Consider the following 21,495-nt stretch of genomic DNA (forward strand, 5'->3'; position numbering starts at 1 on the left):
CTAAGTTGGACGCTATTCAAAATTACAAAAAGTAAACAGGCTTAGTTAGTTGGGTAACCAGGGTTTTGAGTAAGACCTGCACCCGGAACCTGCATTTGCTGCAATGGAATCGCCATTAGGTTAAAATTAGGATTATTAACCGCTGGTTTTTCCCACCAAGCATTACCATAAGCTCCAAAACGAATCAAATCTGAACGTCTTAAGCCTTCAATGAATAATTCTCTTCCGCGTTCAGCCAGGAATTGACCTGCAGTAAGTGATACAAAAGGAGTCACCCCTGCTCTTGCACGCAAGATGTTAACCGTTGCCAGTCCTGTTGCATCTCCGTAACCATTCATTCTGAACAATGCTTCTGCCTTGTTCAACAGAACCTCACTCCATCTCAATAATGGATAGTCATTATCCATGCTTTGACGTTGTTTCAACTTGAAGCTGAATTTACCTAGACGGGCACCCGCCTGACGTGAAGAATTAGGAAATAACTCGTTGATTTTAGGCGTATAGTTAATTGGAGCTCCATCCTCATCAGCTTTATCGAAAGCCAAGTCAAGAATAGGGTTACCAGCAACATCTACCTGAGGTCCTACAATGAAGTTGTTAGTTCTTCTCTTATCAGCAGGATCATAAGAATTATAAAACTCTTCAAGAGTAGCATAACCGTTCCATGGTTGCTCTGCAAGGTTGTAAGTCAACTGGCTCGGATAGTGAAGCGTCATCTGAGCGATATTCATACCTGTTTGAGTTGTTTCATCAAAAGGAACAACGAAGATATGCTCAACGTTATCAAGGTTTCTATAGCTGAAGATATCCTTATACTCCGGAGACAAGCTGAAAGCTGCACGATTGATCACGTTATTAGCCATTGTAACCGCATCAGCATAACGAGGAGTACCAGTGTAAACCTCTGCATTCAAATAAAGTCTGCAAAGAAGTGCCCATGCCGCAGATTGGTTTCCACGTGCATAATCACCTTTACCCGCTGGAAGATCAGGAACCGCTGCAAGAAGTTCAGTTTCAATGAAATTGAAGATTGTTGTTCTACTTACTTGAGCACCAGTATTGCCAGGTAGCGTAGAAAGTTTTACGTTACCAAACATATCACACAACCTCCAGTAGAAGTAAGCACGCAGGAATCTTAATTGAGCAACCTTAGCAGGATCGCTTGCCACCGTTGGCAAGATATCATTGCATTGGAAGATACCAGCATAAGCTTGATTCCAGGCATCATTGATAGAAGCTGTAACAGGGCTTAACTGATGTTTGTGAAGCGCAATATAAACACCTCCGTCAAACCAGTCGCCACCTTTTTGAGCGATTACTGCTTCATCCGTTCCAAGCTCAGAAGCCTGGAAGAAACCTCCATTTGTAGCAGTTCCATCAGCAAGCTTTGTGAACGCACCAGACAATCCGTCTGTAGGGGTTCCCTTATTCAAATTATCTCTAACACCCACACCAGGGTTAAGAACGGGAGCCGCAGTCGTAAAATTACTCTTGATCTGCTCATCCAAGTTGGTACACGAGAGTACACCAAACATGAGTGCAGTTATCGATGTGTACTTTATAAATTGTTTCATTTGTTTTTCCTTTTACTTGTTATTATAGACCAATGTTCAAACCAAAGGTGAATGTCCTAGAAGTAAAGTAGTTATTCCTTCTATCAATACCTGGAGATAATACATCCGCAGGAGTTGTAACAGGGAAACCACCATTATCAGTAGTACCTGGATCAGCCAAAACCGGTTCTGGATCGATTCCAGTATAACTTGTGATCACAAACAAGTTTTGACCGCTGAAGTACACTCTTACGTTTTTAACTGCGCTTGAAGAACCCATTTTGAAATTATATCCAAGAGTTAGGTTATCAAGTTTCAGGAAATCTGCTTTTTCAACATACAATGAACTGAACTGTGCTGAAGTAAGGCCTGCAACAGCTTTGCTAGTCGCAATTCTGTTATAAGAGTTGATCGCACCTGGATCGATTGGCTCATAGAATGCGCGGAAGTTGTTCACAAGGCTGTGACCAAATGCACCGCGGAAGAATACGTTCAAATCCCAGTTTCTATAAGTCAATTGATTTTTCCATCCTAATTCCAGAGAAGGAATACCTGAGCCAAGTTGTTTAAAATCTGCAGTCTTTAGAAGAGAAGAAGCTTGGTCAGAAACCACCACTCCATCTCCATTCAAATCAGCAAATCTTGGTGCTCCGTTACCTTCAACACCTGCAAATACAGGTCCCCAGATCTGACCAATCTCTTCACCCACTTTAACACGGATGATGTTTGTACCATTTTGTCCTGGTGCACCTAAGTTGGCTCTTACCTGCTCATCGATAATGAATGACTCAAGCGTTGTTTTATAGCTACTCAATACGATTCCAGGAGTCCAGCTGATTTCTCCGAAGCGAAGGCTATTGTAATTCAAAGACAATTCAGCTCCATTTGTCTTTAAAGAACCGGCATTTTCTGTGCGCAATGAAGCTCCATAAGTTGCAACTTCCACAGTTCTCTCAAGAATGAAGTCATTGATATTTCTTGTGTAAAGATCTAATGTACCACTAAGCTTTCCACCAATACTGAAATCTATTCCAAGATTGATTTCCTGCTTTTGCTCCCACTTAAGGTCTTTGTTAGCTGCGCGTGTTTTTGAAATACTACCGCCACTAGCAAAACTATATGAGTATAAATCCTGAGCTAAACCTGCATCATTAGGAAGAGATCCTGTTACTCCATATCCAACACGCAATTTAAGCATATCAAATTTTTCAAATTGGAGATATTTATTCAGGTCAACTCCTAAACCAACAGCAGGAAAAATTCCGTACTGGTTGTCTTTACCTAATTTAGTTGAACCTTCTCTTCTAATAGAAGCATTGAAGAAGATTGCATTGTCAAAAGTCAAGTTTACTCTTGCGAATGTTGCGATGATACGGTTATTAGGAGAAACGCTACTAGTAACGTTTGTATTATCTAAAATACCTGAAATTCTGTCTCCTGAATTTCCAATCGCATTGTAACCAAGAAGATCATTTGGAAAATCTCCTAATTGAATGAAGATATCCTGGAACTTGTCTTCCTGGAATGAATATCCAATAGATGCGTCAAAATTGATCTTGTTAAAAGTCTTGGAGTAAGTTCCATATCCCTCAAACAATGAGAATGTTCTGTCTGAAGTATATCTTCTTGCCAAACCACCACGATTGTATCCTCTGAAAAGTGAAGCTCTTGAATAATATTCACCATTCAATACAGTTTCATTTTGCTGACCCGCATTAACAGTCAATGTGATGTTATCAGTAATGCTATAATCAACCTTTGCATTGTAGTTCATGGTCTTCTTCTTTCCTTCGTTAATGTTTTGATCGATGATCGCTACAGGATTGAAGTTATCAAACAAGATCGCCTGATAGTAGTTACCATTAGGGAATTTAACAGGAGCCGTCGGGTTAAACAACACAGCATAACGCAACGCATCATTAAATGAGAAATTGCTATTTCTGGTTGTTAATGACATGCTCAAGTCAATCTTAAGCTTATCATTTAATGCTGAGTGTGTAATGTTTGCACGAGCATTGATCTGATCGAAACCAGATTTCTTAAGAACACCATTTACATTTCTCAAATTGGTTGATAAACGGAATGTAGTGCTCTTGTTACCACCAGAGATCGCAATGTTATGAACATTTGAAACGCCTGTCTGAGTAACTTCCTTTTGCCAGTCAGTAACTGAACCAAGGTTATTACCACCTGCCGCAACATATTGTGATGCAGTCATCACAGGCTGTTGATTGTAAACTGTTTGTGCAGCTACGTAACCATTGTATGTAACAGATAAAGCGCCTGTCTTAGAACCTCTTTTCGTAGTAACCAGAATTACACCAGATGATGCACGGCTACCATAGATAGCTGCCGCAGATCCGTCTTTCAATACGTTTATAGACTCGATATCATTAGGGTCCACGTTATCAAGTGATGCTCCCAATACTCCGTCAATAACAACCAGTGGTGATGAGTTAGCACCTACAGTCGAGATACCTCTCAAACGAACAATAGCGCTTGTATTTGGGTCACCTCCTCTGTTGTAAATACTCAAACCTGCAACTTTACCTTGCAATAACTGAGTAGGATCGTTGATATTTCCTCTGTTAAAGTCCTTTGTGCTCAATGCCACAACAGAACCAGTGATCTCCTTCTTGTCCTGAGACCCGTAACCCACAACAACCACTTCTGAAAGGGCTGTTACATCTGATTGTAGTGTTGCATTCACGACAGCCTGGCTTCCCACAGCTACTTCTTGTGATGCATAACCTACAAACGAGAATACAAGCGTAGCATTTTCGCCAACGCTTATCTTATAATTACCATCCGAATCCGAAACAGTACCATTGCTGGTTCCTTTTTCGAGGATGTTTACTCCAGGTACAGATGATCCATCATCAGATGATGTCACCTTACCAGAAACGGTCCTGCCTTGAGCCATCGACATGCCGTAGCATGCAACGAGGAACAAAACTGGCAGAACCTTTTTCACTAACAAGTAAAATTTGGTCATACAGGTTTTAGTTTGGGTTTACTAATTGGGTTTAACGTGTGTAAAGAACTATTTTACGGACATATTTGAATCAATATTACTTTGAAATTAAGATTAAGCAACGCGATTAGGCCATTTAATTCGATAAATTTTAATGGAATCGAAGTCGCAATCGTTTGCGATGGTTCAAATGCCTCTAAAAATGTGTCACAATTCAATCTTTCAGCGTCAATAAAATGAGATTTAACCAAGTTACCATCAAAGATATTGCCCGCGAACTGGGCATTTCACCGTCAACGGTTTCGAGAGCACTTAAAGACCATCCAGACATCAGTTCGGAAACAAAAAAGGCTGTTCATGCACTTGCTGAAAAGCTCAATTATCAACCTAACATTGTTGCATTGAGCTTGCGCCAAAAGAAAACCAACACAATCGGTGTAATCATCCCTGAACTGGTCCATTTCTTCTTCTCCACCGTTATCAGTGGAATTGAAGATGTTGCGTATCAGGCTGGCTATAGCGTCATTCTGGCGCAATCAAACGAGTCGTATGAAAGGGAGAAAACCGACATTAAAGCCCTTTTTAACAGTCGTGTGGACGGTATGCTCATCTCGCTGTCACGTGAAACAAAAAACTTCGATCACATAGAATCCATCATTTCCAAGGGGGTTCCAGTGGTTTTTTACGACCGGATGTACAACAATCCCAACACCAGCAAGGTGATCGTGGATGACTATACAGGCGCAAAAGAGGCTGTAGATCACCTTATCGAACAAGGTTACAAGCAAATAGCCCATTTAGAGGGCACATCCGGCCTTTTGATCACTGCGGACAGGAAACGTGGCTACATTGATGCCCTGAAAGAGCACAAAATGGAAATAAAAGAGGCTTACATCGAAGAATGCTCTTCAGGAAGCCAGGAAGATGGAAAAACGGCTACTTTAAAGCTTCTTTCTCTGCCAAATCCGCCTGATGCGATTTTTGCCCACAGTGACCCTATTGCAACAGGAGCAATGATGGCGATTAAGGAAAAAGGCCTAAAAATACCTCAGGACATAGGTTTGGTGGGCTTCAGCAACTGGTCTTACGGCTCTCTTATCGAACCATCCTTGACGACAGTAGATCAGCCAGGCTTTGAAATGGGCCAGGAGGCAGCACGCTTGCTCATTCGTCAGATAGAAGTTGGCGACAAGGATCAGGGAGACCCACAACCTGAAACCAAGATCCTTAAGACGAAGCTTATCATCAGAGAATCTTCTATTCGCAAAGCAGCGAAGAAGAAATGATGCAATCGTTTTCTGAATTTTCAAACAAGTTTTTCAAGCCAGTGTTTAATCAGCACTTTCTAAGCTAACATCATGCATTCCAGTTTAAGTCGCCGCCTTGGAGTTCTCAAGTCTTTCAACAAAAAAGAGAATTATTTTCTGGGTAAAACAGATACCGGAAATTTCAAAGTAACAGCATGGAGTGAATCAATTTTTCAAATCACTATCTCTTCCGATGATGCATTTGAAGACTTCTCATATGCTGTTTCAGCAAAGCCCAAAGCTGTAGCACTTTCAACTGATGATTCAACAGATCGCATTCAGATAAAAAGCTCTGAACTTGAATTAACGATCACAAAAAATCCTGTTGCATTTACATTCAAAGACAAGGAAGGAAGAGTTCTCAACCAGGATGATCCGGGTCTTGGGACTTCCTGGATTGGAGAACAATGTACAGCCTATAAGAGTCTTCAGCCTGGTGAGAGATTTATTGGTTTAGGAGAGAAAACAGGCCCTTTGGACAGAAAAGGGCACGGTTATCAGAATTGGAATACAGATTCATATGGATATAATTCAGGTACTGATCCGTTATATTGTACAATGCCATTTTACATTGGTATTCATAGCAATCTTCAGTATGGAATATTCCTTGACAATTCTCACAAATCATTCTTCAACTTCGGTGCTTCCACTAATCGCTTCTCAAGTTTCTCTGCTGATGCAGGTGAGATGAATTATTATTTTATCGGTGGCGCATCTGTTGCTGAGATCGTTCAACACTATACATGGCTGACTGGTCGTATCCCTCTCCCACCCAAATGGAGTCTTGGATATCAGCAGTGTCGTTACAGCTATTATCCTGATAAAGAAGTGTCAGGTGTTGCCCGCACTTTTCGTGAAAAACAAATTCCTGCTGATGCCATCGTATTGGATATCCACTACATGGACAAGTACAAGATCTTCACATGGGATGAAAAGAACTTTTCAAATCCGCAAGAGCTCATCAACACTTTGAAAGATCAGAACTTCGATGTCGTACTCATGTGCGATCCTGGTATAAAGTCCGAGAAGGGTTATGAACCTTATGAAGACGGTTTGAAGAAAGATGTTTTTGTCAAATATCCTGATGGAGAAAACTACTCAGGACAGGTATGGCCAGGCTGGTGCCACTTCCCTGACTTTACCAATCCAAAAACCCGCAGCTGGTGGGCAGAAAAGCTCAAAATCTACTCAAAATTAGGTGTCCAGGGGTATTGGAATGACATGAATGAGATCGCCACCTGGGGTCACATGCTTCCTGAAAACCTGGAGTTCGATTATGATGGAAAAAAGGCCACCACACGCAAAGCAAGGAATCTCTATGGGTTTCAGATGGCCAGGAGCACTTACGAGGCCACCAAAGGCCTGTTAAAGGGCACCAGACCATTCAATCTTACCCGCTCAGGTTATTCTGGGGTTCAGCGCTATGCAGCGGTATGGACGGGAGATAATGTCTCCTACGATGAGCATATGATGCTGGGCATCCGGATGGTGAATAGTCTTGGACTGACTGGAGTAGCTTTTACCGGTTACGATGTTGGTGGATTTGTTGGTGAAGCAAGCACAAAGCTTTTCGCCAGATGGATCTCCATCGGAGCCTTGTCTCCATTCTTCCGTGGACATACAATGATCAACACGAAAGACTCAGAGCCGTGGTCTTATGGTGAAGAGGTAGAAGGAATTTCCAGAAACTACATCAGGTTCCGTTATCAACTCATGCCCTACTTATACTCTTTGTTTTATGAAGCGTCACAGACAGGCATGCCGGTGCAACGGTCACTTGCTCTGGATCATTCCTATGACCCGCGTGTATACGACAAGCAGTTTCAGCATCAGTATTTATTTGGTCCTTCCATCATGGTAGCACCTGTTGAAAGCAATCAGGACTTCGTTAAAGTATTCTTTCCGAAAGGAGAATGGTATTATTTGTTTGATGGAAAGAAATATGAAGGAGACCAGGAAGTAATTCTTGAGAGTCCGATTCACAAACTTCCAATTTTCATTAAAGGCAGTGCGATCATAGCGATGCAAAAGCCGGTTCAGAGCACAAAAGAAATTGTAGACGAATTAGTGCTGCATATTTATCATGGAACTTCTGATAATACTTTCGAATTCTATGAAGATGACGGTTCAACATTTGAATATGAATCGGGTTCATATGCAAGACGAAACGTCCATTACTCCCCTTCCCAACGGAAGATTACACTTGATAAAAGTGAAGGAAAATACAAGACTCATTTAAAAGATCTCCGGTTGGTTTTGCATGGATTTGAAACTGTTCGTACCCTGACGATCAATGGAGCAGCAGTCGTTCCTGAAAAGGTTGTGAATTCGTTCTTTCTTCCTCTCGAAAAGTATGACCCGATCAACGATCCGGATAGTATGGGCGAAGAGGAAACACAGGTCTCCAGGACAACCTATTCTTCAGAGGTAATTGAGATCAATTTTTAGATACGTTCAGGTTCAGAAAAGATCATTGGGCAATCTCTTTGATATTGCTGACATTCGTCCCTTGACGGAATCGTAAACGAACGACGAGACCTAAAAAATCTGCCTGAAAAATCTATACATGAGTACAGTTACTGCAAAAAAACGACTTTCCTTCTGGCAAATCTTCAATATGAGTTTTGGATTCTTCGGGATCCAGTTTGGCTTTGCTTTACAGAACGGGAATGCTTCACGCATCTTATCAACCTTCGGAGCTGATGTTGAACACCTCTCCTGGTTCTGGTTGGCAGCACCTCTCACCGGAATGATTGTGCAGCCTTTGATTGGTTACTTCAGTGACAGAACCTGGACGGCTCTTGGAAGAAGAAAGCCATACTTTTTAGGAGGTGCTATTCTTGCTTCCGTTGCTCTGATCTTTATGCCCAACGCGGCAATATTTGCTTACATTTTACCGCCACTTTATGTTGGAGCTGGTATCCTTATGATCATGGATACATCTTTCAATATTGCGATGGAACCTTTCAGGGCTTTGGTTGCTGATTTGCTACCAACAGATCAAAGGACATTAGGCTTTTCTCTTCAAACTTGTCTCATTGGATTAGGAGCTGTAATTGGATCACTGCTTCCTGTCATTCTTGTCTATTTCGGAGTTGAAAAAGAAGTAACGGATGGCACTACCAGAATGCCTTATAGCGTAACGCTGTCATTCTATGTCGGAGCCATGATATTCTTAATTGCAATCTTGTGGACAGTGGTAACGACGACAGAATTTCCACCTGAGGAATATAAAAAAGAACCCGATCAGATTGGTAAGAGCAAAGGAATGTCTCAGATCATTACTGATTTCATCAGGATGCCAGGGACCATGAAACAATTGGGTATCGTTCAGTTCTTCTCATGGTTTGCACTTTTCTCAATGTGGGTTTACAGCACGGCAGCAATTGCTACACATGTCTATGGACTTCCTGTTGATGATCACGTATCCGGCGCTTTTAATGATGCCGCTAATCAAGTGAATAAAATGTTTGGGACGTATAATGGCGTGTCGGCCATTTATGCATTATGTCTTCCATTTATTGCTGCCAAGATTGGAAGAAAATCAACTCACGCCATTTCGCTCGTAGCAGGAGGTTTAGGATTAATCTCCATTTACTTCATTCACGATCCCGAATTGCTGATCTACTCTATGATTGGTGTTGGCATTGCGTGGGCGAGTATACTTGCCATGCCATACGCCATCCTTGCTGGCTCTATCCCACCCCTTAAAATGGGCATTTATATGGGGATTTTTAACTTTTTCATCACTTTGCCCCAGATCATTAACTCGCTTATCGGAGGTCCGATTGTAAAGCATGTCTATGGCTCAAAACCTATTTACAGCATTGTGATGGCAGGAGTGTTTCTTCTCATCGCTGCTATTTCGGTACGATTTGTGGATGACAAAGATGATGTTGTATAATCATATGAGAATCCTTATCTCTTTACTTTTTATTCTTGTTTCAATTCCTACTTTTAGTCAAAGTCAATCAAGCTTTACAGAAACAATTACCAAATTATACAAGGCTGGGAAAATTACGGATGCCGCTTCACAAAAGACATCCATTGATCTTGCATGGAAGGAAATCAAATCTGTTGGAATTCCTTTTATAAAAGATGACTCGGTAGCGTTTTTATACCATGGAGATGCAAAGACAGTAGCATGGATGGGTGACTTTAATGGATGGGGTTATCGAAGGGATTTTGATAACAGGGGCAAAAGGATCCATGGCACCAATATCTGGATACTTAGGTGTTCATTTCCAAAAGATGCAAGGTTGGATTACAAAATAATGATCGATGGACATCGCTGGTTATTGGATCCGGAGAATCCATATCAACAGTGGTCAGGTGTTGGTGGCGGAAGTCCTAATTCTGAATTGCGGATGCCCTTGTCGAAATCAGATCCGATCCTGAAAGAGAGACCAGGCATTGCTCGCGGCACTCTTAAAAAGGATCTGCTTGTGTCCAGTAAAATTCTTGGGTATCAGGTGATGTATAGCGTTTACTTACCCGCTGGTTATGAACAAGCGGGTAAACTCCCCGTCATATATGTTACAGATGGATATGAGTACATGATGCCGGAGCTGGGCAATATGATCCCTGTCCTTGATAATCTGATCGTCGATAAAAAGATCAAACCTATTATTGCGGTCTTTGTTGATCATCGTGAACCCGTCAACCGTTCCAACAACAGGCGAATGGAAGAACTCAATCTGAATGAGAAGTATTTAAAGTTCTTCGTGGATGAATTGATCCCTGATGTTGAAAATAATTTTCCTGTAAAAGCTGAAGCAAAGGATCGTGCTATTATGGGAACATCTATGGGAGGACTTACATCCGCCTATTTTGCTTTCACCAGAACGGATATTTTCAGCATGGCAGGAATTCAATCTCCTGCTTTTGGAACACGCCCTCAGATTTATACCATCTGCAGCAGTGCCACCAATCCAAAAATAAGGATCAGCATGACGTCAGGATTAATCAATGATGCCAGTGAAGGTAGTCGGAAGATGAAGCAGATTCTTCAGGACAATGCATGTGTGTATAATTATCGCGAAAATAATGAAGGTCATTCCTGGGGAAACTGGAAAAATCTCATTGATGACATACTGATTGATCTTTTTCCAAATCAATAATCCATTTGTTTACTTGTTGTAATAACGACATATTTCTAAATTCAGGGCTGATTTTTAACAATGCTTATGCGAAAAATTTTACTGTTCCTTTTAATCATTCTGTTGGCAGAAGCCTGCACTTCGGGTAAAGCAGCTTTAAAGAAAGGTGACTATTATGAGGCAGTCATTGAATCTATCAACCGACTTCGGGGAAGTCCCGATAATAAAAAAGCAATAGCAGTTCTTACCCAGGGCTATCCATTGTCAATCGAATACATCGAAGCAAATATTCAGAATGGCATCAATGCCGATGATCCCAGGAAATGGAGAAATGCAGTAAAAGGATACGAGCAGATCAATTACATCAATGATCAGATCAAAACTTCGCTGGGTGCGATGAAGATCATTAGCAAACCCGCAACACGATTTAAAGAACTAGCAGATGCCAAATCAAAAGCTGCTGAGGAAAGCTATCAAGAGGGCATTACTTCACTGATGAAAAACACAAGGACAGATGCAAAGGTCGCTTACTTTAATTTTAAAGATGCAGCTGCTTATGAGCCTGGCTATCGTGAATCCATTGAGATGATGACTCAGGCAGAATTCAACGCCACTTTAAGAGTAGCATATGAAGAGATCAATGCTTCCCGTTTTAACTATGGATCATTTCAGCCTATCATCATAGGCATACAGCGTCAGTTTCTTTCTTTCAAGCCTATCTCCCAAAAAGACACAGTTCCACCCCATCAAAATCTAAGGATCATTTTCAATGGATATCGTGAAGATCCACAGGCAAGCATTACAACGAGTACTGAAGAAGTGAAGAAAGATGTCAAGACTGGTGAAAAGAAAGGTGCAGATGGCAAGACACAGGATATTATGACGAATGTTGCTGCCAAGATTACCTATTACCGCAAGGTCAAGCGTGCTACCAGCAGCGCAATGATGTCGATAACAGAAGTATCATCTGATGCCATTCTTCAGAATCAAAGTGTGGACGGCAATGTAGCGTGGCAGTATGACTGGGCAACCTATTCAGGAGATATACGCGCCCTGAATACCAACCAGGTAAATCTTTGCAAGCTAAAAGAGTCCTATCCCGCTGAGCAATATTTGTATAATCAATCCATGTCCAGCCTGAAGACGAATCTAAGTAGTCAGCTAAGATCTTTCTACAGCCAATATTGATTGTAAGCCAAGCGACAATAATATAAATCCGGATAAACCATTTTTACGTTTATTAGGTTTAAAGGATATTATGAAAGCTCTATTATTCACATTGGCGTTTGTGGCTTCGGCCATAATGGTCAGCAGTCAAACAACAGCAAAATCAATGACTACAAATTCAAATCTCAAAAAGGCGACTTTTGGAGGAGGCTGTTTCTGGTGCACAGAAGCGTATTTCCTTCAACTTAAAGGAGTAACAAAAGTTGAGTCCGGCTATTCCGGAGGAAAAGTTAAAAATCCTTCTTACCGTGAAGTGTGTACAGGATTGACGGGTCACGCCGAAGTAATCCAGATCACATATGATCCTGCAATTATTTCCTACTCAGACCTTTTAGAGGTCTTCTGGAATACCCATGATCCAACTACTTTGAATCAACAGGGTGCTGATAAAGGAACCCAATACCGGTCGGTAGTATTCTATGAAACTCCTGAAGAAAAAAAGACTGCAGAAGATTATAAAAAGCAATTGGAAGTGGCTCACACATTTAACGATCCAATCGTTACCGAGATAACTCCACTTACAAATTATTATCCTGCTGAGGATTACCACCAGAATTACTTCGCACTTAATCCTAACCAGGGATATTGCCAGTATGTGATTCGGCCGAAGGTGGATAAGTTTCAAAAACAGTTCAAATCAAAGTTGAAATAGAGGTTTTTCAGAAATGTCAAAATATTTCAGGGTCTTTTAAGAATTCTGTAACCTATCAAAAGGATAGCCCGTTAAACTACCCATAAGAGATTACATCTCTCATAGGTTTAGGTTTAGGTACAAAAAGACTCTGGCAGGCGGCCAGGGTCTTTTGTGTTTTATGGAAATCCATTTTTTAATGCTGGTTCGTATCTACTACTAAATTCTATATGAAAATTTCGCACTCAATTTTGATAATATTTGCTCTTGCCATGACTTGCGTATCCCTTTCGTGCGCCCAAAATCCAAAAGTAAAGGACACTGCTGAAAAATATCCTGTAACAAAACCTGAGGCAGAATGGAAGAAGCAATTGACCTCACAACAGTTTTATGTTCTTCGCAAGAAGGGAACTGAACAGGCCTTCACGGGAGCTCTTTGGGAAAATCATGATAAAGGAATTTATTATTGCGCAGGTTGTCATCAGGCACTTTTTGACTCTACTACAAAATTTGAATCTGGCACCGGATGGCCAAGCTTCTGGCAGCCCATTAAACCGGAAGCAGTGGCTTTGAATTCAGATGATAGTTATGGCATGGTAAGAAACGAAGTCGTATGTAGTAACTGCGGAGGACATCTTGGGCATGTGTTTGACGATGGTCCTAATCCTACCGGATTAAGATATTGCATGAACTCGGTATCGATGACCTTCGAGAAGAAGTGAAGATAAAATTCAAAACACGAATTCCACTCATTAGCAAGACATCATATTAACAGGTATTTTTGTGCAAAGTTTTCTATTGTGCAATACGATATTATTATTGTTGGTGGTGGAATTGTTGGACTTGCCACCGCTCTTCAGATTCAGAAGCAAAAGCCTGAGGCAAAGCTTCTTCTTCTTGAGAAGGAAGGCGAGCTTGCTAAACATCAAACAGGAAATAACAGCGGAGTAATTCATTCAGGCCTTTATTACAAGCCTGGAAGCCTTAAAGCAACGAACTGCATTCATGGCTATCATTTGCTTATTGATTTCTGTGAGAAGAACGAAATTCCGTTTGAGCTATGTGGCAAAATTGTCGTAGCCACCGATGAGGCTGAGAAGCCACTACTTCAAAATCTATTTGTCAGGGGTGAACAAAACGGATTGAAGAATCTGAAAAGACTTTCAGAGGGTGAGTTAAAGGAATATGAACCGCACGTTAAAGGAATTGAAGGAATATTTGTACCTCAAACAGGAATTGTAGACTATAAAAAAGTTGCGGAAAAATATGGTGATCTCATCCGAAAAAATGGTGGCGAGATCAAATTGCAATCCAAAGTAATTGATATCAGGACTACTTCAACGGATGTAACCGTTGTGACGGATACCCAAAGTTATTCAACGAGACTGGTTGTGAATTGTGCTGGTTTATATTCCGATAAGGTCGCGCGACTCACAGTAAAAGATCTCAACATCAAGATCATTCCATTTCGTGGAGAGTATTTCAAATTAAAAAAGGAAAAGGAATATCTGGTGAAGAATCTGATCTATCCTGTGCCCGATCCGAATTTTCCATTTCTGGGAGTTCACTTCACAAGAATGGCTAAAGGTGGTGTAGAAGCAGGTCCTAATGCAGTGCTTGCTTTCCAAAGAGAAGGCTATAAAAAATCAGATATCAATTTTGCTGAGTTGGGAGAAACACTTGCGTGGCCTGGCTTTCAAAAAGTGGCTGCGAAATACTGGAAGACAGGGTTTGGAGAAATGTATCGCTCCTTTTCCAAAGCAGCATTTACAAAAGCATTGCAAAAATTATTACCCGAAATACAACAGGATGATTTGGTGGAAGGTGGTGCAGGAGTTCGTGCTCAGGCATGTGATCGTAATGGTGGATTAGTGGATGACTTTCTCATCCTGGAAGAAAAACAGGTGATCAATGTATGCAATGCACCCTCACCTGCGGCTACTTCATCATTGGCAATCGGAGAAACTGTTTCTAAACTTGTGTTGGCGAGGTTCTGAAATTAAGTTCAGCTCACCTTGGATCGTGGATAAGAAGTTCTACGGTAGTGTTGAGTGCGATTGGCGAAGAACTTCCAAGACCAATAGAAGAAACCCTGTCGATATCAATTCCATTATCCACTAAATATTCTGCCACTACATCTGCCCGTTGAGTCGATAGTTTTTTATTATGACTTTCATTTCCGGTATTGTCCGTATGGCCTGATATTCTTACCGTTAGACGAGGGTGATCTGAAAGAAAGTCTACAATCGAGTTGAGCGTTGGAAAGTGATCACTTGAAAGCTTTGAACTATTGGTCGCAAACAAAAGCTCTCCCCCCAATACAATAACGCTATCCTCTTTTAAAACAGGCGCTTCAACAATTGCAGGAGCCTTAACCGTATCAATGACTTTCTTAGGCCTTTGAGGAACAACTTTCGGTTTAACTTTTCCCGAAACTGAATCACTGGGAGTCTGTTTACTAACATCTCCGTTTTTCTTTATTTTCTTTTTGAATTTCTCATAACTCACAGCGTGAAGAGATTTCTTATGCCCCACCTGAATCCGGCATTTTCTTTTAAAACACAAAAGCCTGGTAAACATGTTGTGACGAGGTGATGATCCACGCGCCAACATTGCCTGATTCTTTTTCGGAAGATGTGATACAAACATTGGCATGGAAGGATTTCCATACTCCCTCCCAACATTGCTTGGGCCACGATGATTAGGATCCTTTCCTGCTTGCGCAAAGCTCAATTGAGCCATCGCTACAAAGAGTATAATGAAAATGAAGTGAGGCGTCATCTGCGATCGTGCATAAGCATTTCGACACGACGGTTTTTTCTACGACCCGCCTCAGTCGTATTTGACATCAGAGGCCTCGAGCTTCCCAGCCCCTCGAATGTTACCCGATCCAGTCCAACACCATTGTCAATAATGTATTCCGCAACCACTTCTGCTCTTTTAAATGACAACGTCTTATTGTTGCTTTCCTTCCCTGTATTATCAGTATGGCCTGTTATCTTAATCACGAGCGAAGGATGTTTGATCATAAATCCTATGACTGAATCAAGCTCAGAGAAGTGCTCACTCTGCAACGTAGAACTATTGGTCTCAAACAGGAATTCACTCAATGTAATTAAACTATCAGTTTTCAATACGGGAGCCTGCACTTCGGGTTCCATAATTTGTGCGATTACCTGGGATGAATCTTTCTTGATCACCGTCTTTTTCCTGACAGGTCTTTTTGCAGAATCCGCTTTATAATTCTTGTACATGCCCTTCTTCGCATTCTTCGCAATTTTCTTTTTGAACTTATCAAATGTTATCGGCTTCAGGGATTTCTGTCTTCCTATCTTCTGCCTGCAATATTTCTTAAAACAAAGTATCCTCGTGAACATCGTATGATGAGGCGCACTGTGCTTTTCAAGAATCACCATATTTCGGTTTGGAATGTGAGAGACCATCCATGGCATGGATGGATTACCATACTCCCTTCCGACGTTTGTTGGATAGCTGAGGGGTGTACAGGAATAGATTAAAGCAAGACAGAGGACAGAGAGGAGAATTCTCATTGTTGAAATAAAGGCAAACCGTTAATGAAAGTTTTAACAGTATCGGCAAGTGCGTCACCTCACGTTTCAACAGGCAATGGCAAATACTACTTAAGGGAGTTAATACAAACGAAACGAGAAAAGGTTCAGGATATTGTTTTGAAAACGATTAAGTAACCCATTGCAATATTTCAGGCTGGAGGGGATTGCGGAATTCCGTACCAGTCTCCTGTGATGCCTTCCATTGTTTCTTCAGTTCATAGTACCAACGGGCCTGCGCATCGGGTTCCCCAACCAGCATGAGAGTTGGATCATTCTCAAGCCCCCTGGCAAGCTTATGGAACACGTCTACGTCCTGACCGATAAAGGTTTTACCCAAGCCCTTCAAAGGCCACCATAGCCACCTTGTAATGGAAAGTGACGAGTAGAAGAACTGATTCAACTCCGTGTTATTGTCGTCGATCGGTGTAAGCGTAGTAATTGAAATGATCTTGTTTCTGGATCCAACTGAAATGTGCTCAAGCCTGTTGCCAGGAATATCAAAGAAAATCTCTGTTGAAACTCCCCCACCCAAAACCTTATAGCCCTTTGAGTTCGCGGAAGGCGCGTGACGAACCATCTTAAATCCTCTTGGAGTAGGCTCAAAATTCTTGGTCTTAAGTTTCAACGATTTTGCCGATCTCCAGAACCATGACTGATGAACAAATGTGACATGCGCGGGATCGATGAGTCCAATAACCGAATGATCAATATTTGTGGGCATTATGATCGATTCAACATGCAGAAAATCCTGCTCCGGTAAAAGATGAAGATCCGGAACTGGTTCTTTTACCTCAATGTTTGGAGTAAGTTTTTCCGGGATATAGATCCAAATGGTATTATTAATCTCCGTTACCGGAAACTTCCATGCTCTGATTTTGCTGATATCTGCTTTGGTATCTGGAGGAAGTGCCGGAATATTTTTACAAACTCCCTGTGAATCAAACTCCCAACCATGATAGCAGCACTGAATATTTCCGTTTTCTAAAACATGGCCATTTGAAAGAGGAACACCCCTGTGTGGACAATTATCTTTCAATGCATAAACTTTACCCTGAGGATCGCGACCGAATACGATGCGATGATTGGCAATTTGGCGATGAACGAGTTTCCCCTTCTTTAAACTTTCGCCTGGCAAAGCCAGATACCATATATTCTTGAGGATGAGGTCTTTGTTATCAGCCATTATTGAATTTGGAGGAATTTAATGATGCAAAATTAAAGCTTTTATACTGAAAGCTAATGTTATGGCTAAAACGAATTAATGCATCAGGACTTTATCGCTGTCACTTCAATTTCAACGAGATAATCCGGATCGATGAGTGCACTGATTTGAATCATGGATGTAGCTGGCTTGATATTTTTGAAAAATTCACCGTGAGCTTTTCCTACTTCCTCCCAATGGCTGATATCTGTAACAAACATTCGGGTGCGCACAACGTCTGTGAGCTTAAAGCCGGCTTGCCCCAGAACTTTCTCAATTTTGTTAATGATGAATTTTGTTTGAGCGTAAAAGTCTCCTTTTCCAACAACTCCATTGTCATCAACCGCAACAGTTCCTGACAACTCAATAGTATCACCTATTTGCACAGCTCTGCTATATCCTACAATGTCTTCCCATTTTGCTCCAGATGAAAAATTAGTCCTTGACATACTCATTGAAAATTTGCGTTTGTTATCATTCAAACAATTATGATTCTAAGACCTAATCTAGTGATTAACGAAGAGTCTGAAAAGTATCAAGGATTTAAACTTATTCCTTAAATTGCAGCCCATTAAATCACCATTATGAAAGAAGTCACCGTCCAGGAACTAAAGCAACTGATTGATAGCAAAGCTGATTTTCAATTAATTGATGTGCGCGAACCTCACGAATTTGATATCTGCAATCTCGGCGGAGAACTGATTCCTCAGGCTGAGATTCCACATAATGCTGACAAAATCTCCCGTGATAAACAGGTAGTCATCCATTGCCGCAGTGGCGCGAGAAGTGGAAATATGGTTAGCTGGCTGGAAAAGAATCAGGGGTTTACAAACCTCTACAATCTAAAGGGAGGAATTCTTGCATGGGCTGATCAGATCGATCCGACTATGACCAAGTATTAATTATACATTCATTGCCTGTTCGATATCCCGAATCACATCCTGAATATTTTCTAATCCGACAGAAACCCTGATCAGACCTGGTGTAATTCCAACTACTGATCGTTCTTCTTCTGTAAGTTTCGAATGCGTTGTCGAAGCAGGATGCGTCGCGATCGTCCGGGTATCTCCCAGATTGGCGGAATGAGAAATCATCTTTAATGAATTCAGAAATTTTCTGCCACGGTCAATCCCACCTTTGATCTCAAACGTAACAAGTCCTCCACCTGACTTCATTTGCTTCTTTGCAAGCTGATGCTGAGGATGAGATGGCAAAAAGGGGTACTTTACTTTTATAACTTCTGATTGAGATTCAAGATACTTTGCCAAAATCAGAGCATTGTCACAATGACGATCCATACGAACCGCCAATGTTTCCAGACTCTTTGAAAGAATCCATGCATTGAACGGTGACATTGATGGTCCCGTATGACGGGCAAAGAACCGAATTTCTTTAATGAGTTCTTTGGTACCCAATACAGCGCCACCTATCACACGACCCTGACCATCAATAAATTTGGTTGCAGAGTGAGTTACAATGTGCGCACCCCACTTCGCAGGATTTTGTAAATAAGGAGTTGTAAAACAATTGTCAACATTAAGAATCACATTCTTCTTCTTCGCCAATGCACCTAACCACTCCAGATCAAGAATATCCAGCGCAGGATTTGATGGAGTCTCCACAAAGATCATTCGGGTATTAGGGAGAATTTTCGCTTCCCACTGTTCTTTTGAATCCGTGATATCGACATAACTGTGAGAAATACCAAAACGAGGAAAGATTGTTGTGAGTATCTGATGTGTGGAACCAAAAACAGAACGTGATGCCAGAACATGATCACCAGACTTCAATAAGCCAGCCATACTGATGTACATTGCAGCCATCCCCGAAGCCGTTGCAATTCCATCTTCCGTTCCTTCCAGCAGACAAAGCTTGTTAATCAACTCAGTATTATTGGGATTTGAAAAGCGAGTATAGATGTTTCCGGGAACTTCGTCTGCAAACAATGCACGAGCCTGTTCAGCATCTTCAAATACGAAACTTGAGGTTAGATAAAGAGGAACAGAATGCTCCCGATGCTTGGAACGTTCAAATTGTGAACGGATAGCGTTCGTTTCAAAGTGGGAGGATTCTTCACTCATGAATTAATGATTTCTAGGCTATGGGTAATGGTAGCTGTCTTCTCAAGAGTTTTGGCTACGGAACAATATTTTTCAACAGACAAAACTACTGCTTTCTTCACTTTATCCTCATCGAGATTTCCATAAAGAGTAAAATGAACATGTGCTTCTGTAAAAAGTGAAGGAACGACATCTTTTTGACGGTTCCCCGTTATCGTGATCTTAATATCTTCCAACGGTTGCTTCTGCTTTTTCAAAATAGAAATGATATCGATTGAACTACATCCACCAAGGGCCGCCAGCAACATTTGCATGGGTCGAAAACCCCGATCGGTTCCTCCTACCTCAGGAGACGCGTCAATATGGATTTTATTTCCATTTTCATTTACTGCTTCCATCCAGAAGCCGTCATTCAACCGGTTGATTTCTATTTTCATGATGATTGCTTTTCCATAATAAACTACCCAACACTAACGCCATTATACTGATCATCGTTGCCGGAACAAGGCTTGGGATATCAATTTCAAAAATAAATTCAAAGAACAGCCAGGCAATAAAGCCACTAAACATTGAAGCTATCGCACCAAATGCATTCGCCTTTTTCCAATAAAGCCCGAACGTCATTGCCGCAAAAAGTGTCACAAGGCTTAGCACAGAAGATTCCCCTACAAGTTTATAAATATCAGATCTCAAGCAGGCCATAACTGTCGCTGTGACGCTGAATAACAATACAGAGCCCCGTGTTAGTATGAGCATCTGTTTGTCTGAAAGTTTTCTACTGAGAAGAGGTCTTACAAGATTTTCAGAAAAGATAGCGGCAGGAGCTAGCATGGCTGAACTGGTTGTACTCATGATGGCTGATAACAAAGAGCCAAAGAAAAATATCTGCACAACGATTCCTGTATGTTGCAGGACCATGTATGGGAGAATCAGCTGAGTGTCACCCTGAACCTGTTCAGGATACAAATGCTTGGTGCATAAAGCGATAAATAATGGAATCATAGCGATAGTCAGGTAGAGCGCAGCAGCATAGTAGCAAGAGCGCACTGCCGTGTTGGCACTTCCCGAAGACATGGAACGTTGAAAAACATCCTGGGATGGAATAGATCCCAAACCTAGAACCGACCAGGCTGCAATATAGGTGATGACTTCCTTGCCGTTTGACTTTGGCAGAAATTGAAGGTTCTCCGGTTTCATCTCATGAAGTACTACACCTACTCCTCCTGCTTTATTGCTTAGAACAATTGCCAATACCACAAGACCAACGATAATGATAATGCTTTGAATAAAATCGGTGATAGAGATCGCCCACATTCCTCCGATGTAGGTATAGAAGGTTACAACGATGGCACTGATCACCACTCCCTGCCAGACATCAAGCCCTGTCACAACATTCAATATGAGACCCATGGCAACCAACTGTGCCGCGATGTAACCTACATACGGAGGTGCTAGACAAACACTGGCAACCAGTTCGGTTTTGCCACCATACCTGATTTTAAAATAATCTCCCAACGTGAGAAGATTCATGTTATAAAGCTTCCTGGCAAAAAATAGTCCGAACAGGACAAGACAAAGGGCGGCACCAAATGGATCTTCGATGACAGCGTATAAGCCACCCCGTAAGAATTCTGAAGAAGCACCGAAAACAGTTTCCGAACCAAACCAGGTTGCAAAAAGTGCTGATGAACTTAGAAGGATGGGCAGGCTTCTGCCGGCAAGCATGAAATCACCTGATGTTTTTACTCTTCGCGATGCCAGGTATCCGATGAAAACGGTAAGGGCAAGATATGCGATGATGGAGAAGAGGAGCAATTAACTTCGTTTCCTCAAAAATAAAAGAATTTAGCAAACCAGTTAAAGTAAGTTGA

18 protein-coding genes are annotated in these 21,495 nt (G+C 41.5%); 9 read left to right on the forward strand and 9 right to left on the reverse strand.

The window, feature by feature from the left end; translation table 11 throughout:
* Positions 1-41 precede the first annotated feature (41 nt).
* Together HOP08_00210 and HOP08_00215 are read right to left on the reverse strand one after the other, a co-directional pair.
* Complete coding sequence (locus HOP08_00210) at positions 42-1,574, reverse strand: RagB/SusD family nutrient uptake outer membrane protein (GenBank protein NOT73316.1); 1,533 nt, start codon at positions 1,572-1,574, stop codon at positions 42-44.
* A 22-nt stretch (positions 1,575-1,596) separates the two neighbouring features.
* Positions 1,597-4,548: a SusC/RagA family TonB-linked outer membrane protein gene (locus HOP08_00215; protein ID NOT73317.1), complete on the reverse strand. Its 2,952-nt coding sequence runs from the start codon at positions 4,546-4,548 to the stop codon at positions 1,597-1,599.
* Between the two features lie 215 nt (positions 4,549-4,763).
* Between HOP08_00215 and HOP08_00220 the strand changes: the two genes are divergently transcribed.
* From HOP08_00220 to lhgO, 8 genes are all read left to right on the forward strand, one after another.
* On the forward strand, positions 4,764-5,813 hold the full coding sequence (locus HOP08_00220; GenBank protein NOT73318.1) for a LacI family DNA-binding transcriptional regulator: 1,050 nt from the start codon (positions 4,764-4,766) through the stop codon (positions 5,811-5,813).
* Between the two features lie 72 nt (positions 5,814-5,885).
* Positions 5,886-8,282: a glycoside hydrolase family 31 protein gene (locus tag HOP08_00225; GenBank protein ID NOT73319.1), complete on the forward strand. Its 2,397-nt coding sequence runs from the start codon at positions 5,886-5,888 to the stop codon at positions 8,280-8,282.
* 169 nt (positions 8,283-8,451) lie between these two features.
* The gene (locus tag HOP08_00230; protein ID NOT73320.1) at positions 8,452-9,738 is read left to right on the forward strand and encodes an MFS transporter; all 1,287 of its coding nucleotides are present in this window, start codon (positions 8,452-8,454) and stop codon (positions 9,736-9,738) included.
* Between the two features lie 4 nt (positions 9,739-9,742).
* Entirely contained in the window at positions 9,743-10,954 is a 1,212-nt protein-coding gene (locus tag HOP08_00235; GenBank protein NOT73321.1) for a hypothetical protein, read from the forward strand.
* Between the two features lie 66 nt (positions 10,955-11,020).
* On the forward strand, positions 11,021-12,121 hold the full coding sequence (locus HOP08_00240) for a hypothetical protein (protein ID NOT73322.1): 1,101 nt from the start codon (positions 11,021-11,023) through the stop codon (positions 12,119-12,121).
* Between the two features lie 70 nt (positions 12,122-12,191).
* The gene (gene msrA, locus HOP08_00245) at positions 12,192-12,812 is read left to right on the forward strand and encodes a peptide-methionine (S)-S-oxide reductase MsrA (GenBank protein NOT73323.1); all 621 of its coding nucleotides are present in this window, start codon (positions 12,192-12,194) and stop codon (positions 12,810-12,812) included.
* Between the two features lie 209 nt (positions 12,813-13,021).
* Entirely contained in the window at positions 13,022-13,513 is a 492-nt protein-coding gene (gene msrB / locus HOP08_00250; GenBank protein NOT73324.1) for a peptide-methionine (R)-S-oxide reductase MsrB, read from the forward strand.
* A gap of 78 nt (positions 13,514-13,591) precedes the next feature.
* The gene (lhgO, locus tag HOP08_00255; GenBank protein ID NOT73325.1) at positions 13,592-14,788 is read left to right on the forward strand and encodes an L-2-hydroxyglutarate oxidase; all 1,197 of its coding nucleotides are present in this window, start codon (positions 13,592-13,594) and stop codon (positions 14,786-14,788) included.
* Positions 14,789-14,801: 13 nt separating this feature from the next.
* On the opposite strand, the gene HOP08_00260 is transcribed toward lhgO, so the two are convergent.
* The 4 genes from HOP08_00260 to HOP08_00275 form a co-directional block, all read right to left on the reverse strand.
* Positions 14,802-15,572 carry an OmpA family protein gene (locus HOP08_00260; protein ID NOT73326.1) on the reverse strand — a complete coding sequence of 257 codons (771 nt, stop codon included), beginning with the start codon at positions 15,570-15,572 and terminating at the stop codon, positions 14,802-14,804.
* Complete coding sequence (locus HOP08_00265; protein ID NOT73327.1) at positions 15,569-16,342, reverse strand: OmpA family protein; 774 nt, start codon at positions 16,340-16,342, stop codon at positions 15,569-15,571. The genes HOP08_00260 and HOP08_00265 overlap by 4 nt, the downstream gene beginning before the upstream one ends.
* Before the next feature lie 148 nt (positions 16,343-16,490).
* The gene (locus HOP08_00270; protein NOT73328.1) at positions 16,491-17,546 is read right to left on the reverse strand and encodes an aromatic ring-hydroxylating dioxygenase subunit alpha; all 1,056 of its coding nucleotides are present in this window, start codon (positions 17,544-17,546) and stop codon (positions 16,491-16,493) included.
* Positions 17,547-17,629: 83 nt separating this feature from the next.
* A complete protein-coding gene (locus HOP08_00275; GenBank protein NOT73329.1) occupies positions 17,630-18,013 on the reverse strand; it encodes a RidA family protein in 384 nt (127 codons plus the stop codon).
* A 135-nt stretch (positions 18,014-18,148) separates the two neighbouring features.
* On the opposite strand from HOP08_00275, the gene HOP08_00280 reads away from it, so the two are divergent.
* Positions 18,149-18,466, forward strand: coding sequence for a rhodanese-like domain-containing protein (locus HOP08_00280; protein ID NOT73330.1), 318 nt, complete (start codon positions 18,149-18,151; stop codon positions 18,464-18,466).
* On the opposite strand, the gene HOP08_00285 is transcribed toward HOP08_00280, so the two are convergent.
* The 3 genes from HOP08_00285 to HOP08_00295 are packed head-to-tail and all read right to left on the reverse strand — an operon-like array spanning position 18,467 to position 21,439.
* The gene (locus tag HOP08_00285) at positions 18,467-19,645 is read right to left on the reverse strand and encodes an aminotransferase class I/II-fold pyridoxal phosphate-dependent enzyme (GenBank protein NOT73331.1); all 1,179 of its coding nucleotides are present in this window, start codon (positions 19,643-19,645) and stop codon (positions 18,467-18,469) included.
* A complete protein-coding gene (locus HOP08_00290) occupies positions 19,642-20,061 on the reverse strand; it encodes an OsmC family protein (protein NOT73332.1) in 420 nt (139 codons plus the stop codon). The genes HOP08_00285 and HOP08_00290 overlap by 4 nt, the downstream gene beginning before the upstream one ends.
* The gene (locus HOP08_00295; protein ID NOT73333.1) at positions 20,033-21,439 is read right to left on the reverse strand and encodes a sodium:solute symporter family protein; all 1,407 of its coding nucleotides are present in this window, start codon (positions 21,437-21,439) and stop codon (positions 20,033-20,035) included. The genes HOP08_00290 and HOP08_00295 overlap by 29 nt, the downstream gene beginning before the upstream one ends.
* Positions 21,440-21,495 lie beyond the last annotated feature (56 nt).

The sequence above is a fragment of the Cyclobacteriaceae bacterium genome, from assembly GCA_013141055.1.
Lineage (GTDB): Bacteria > Bacteroidota > Bacteroidia > Cytophagales > Cyclobacteriaceae > ELB16-189.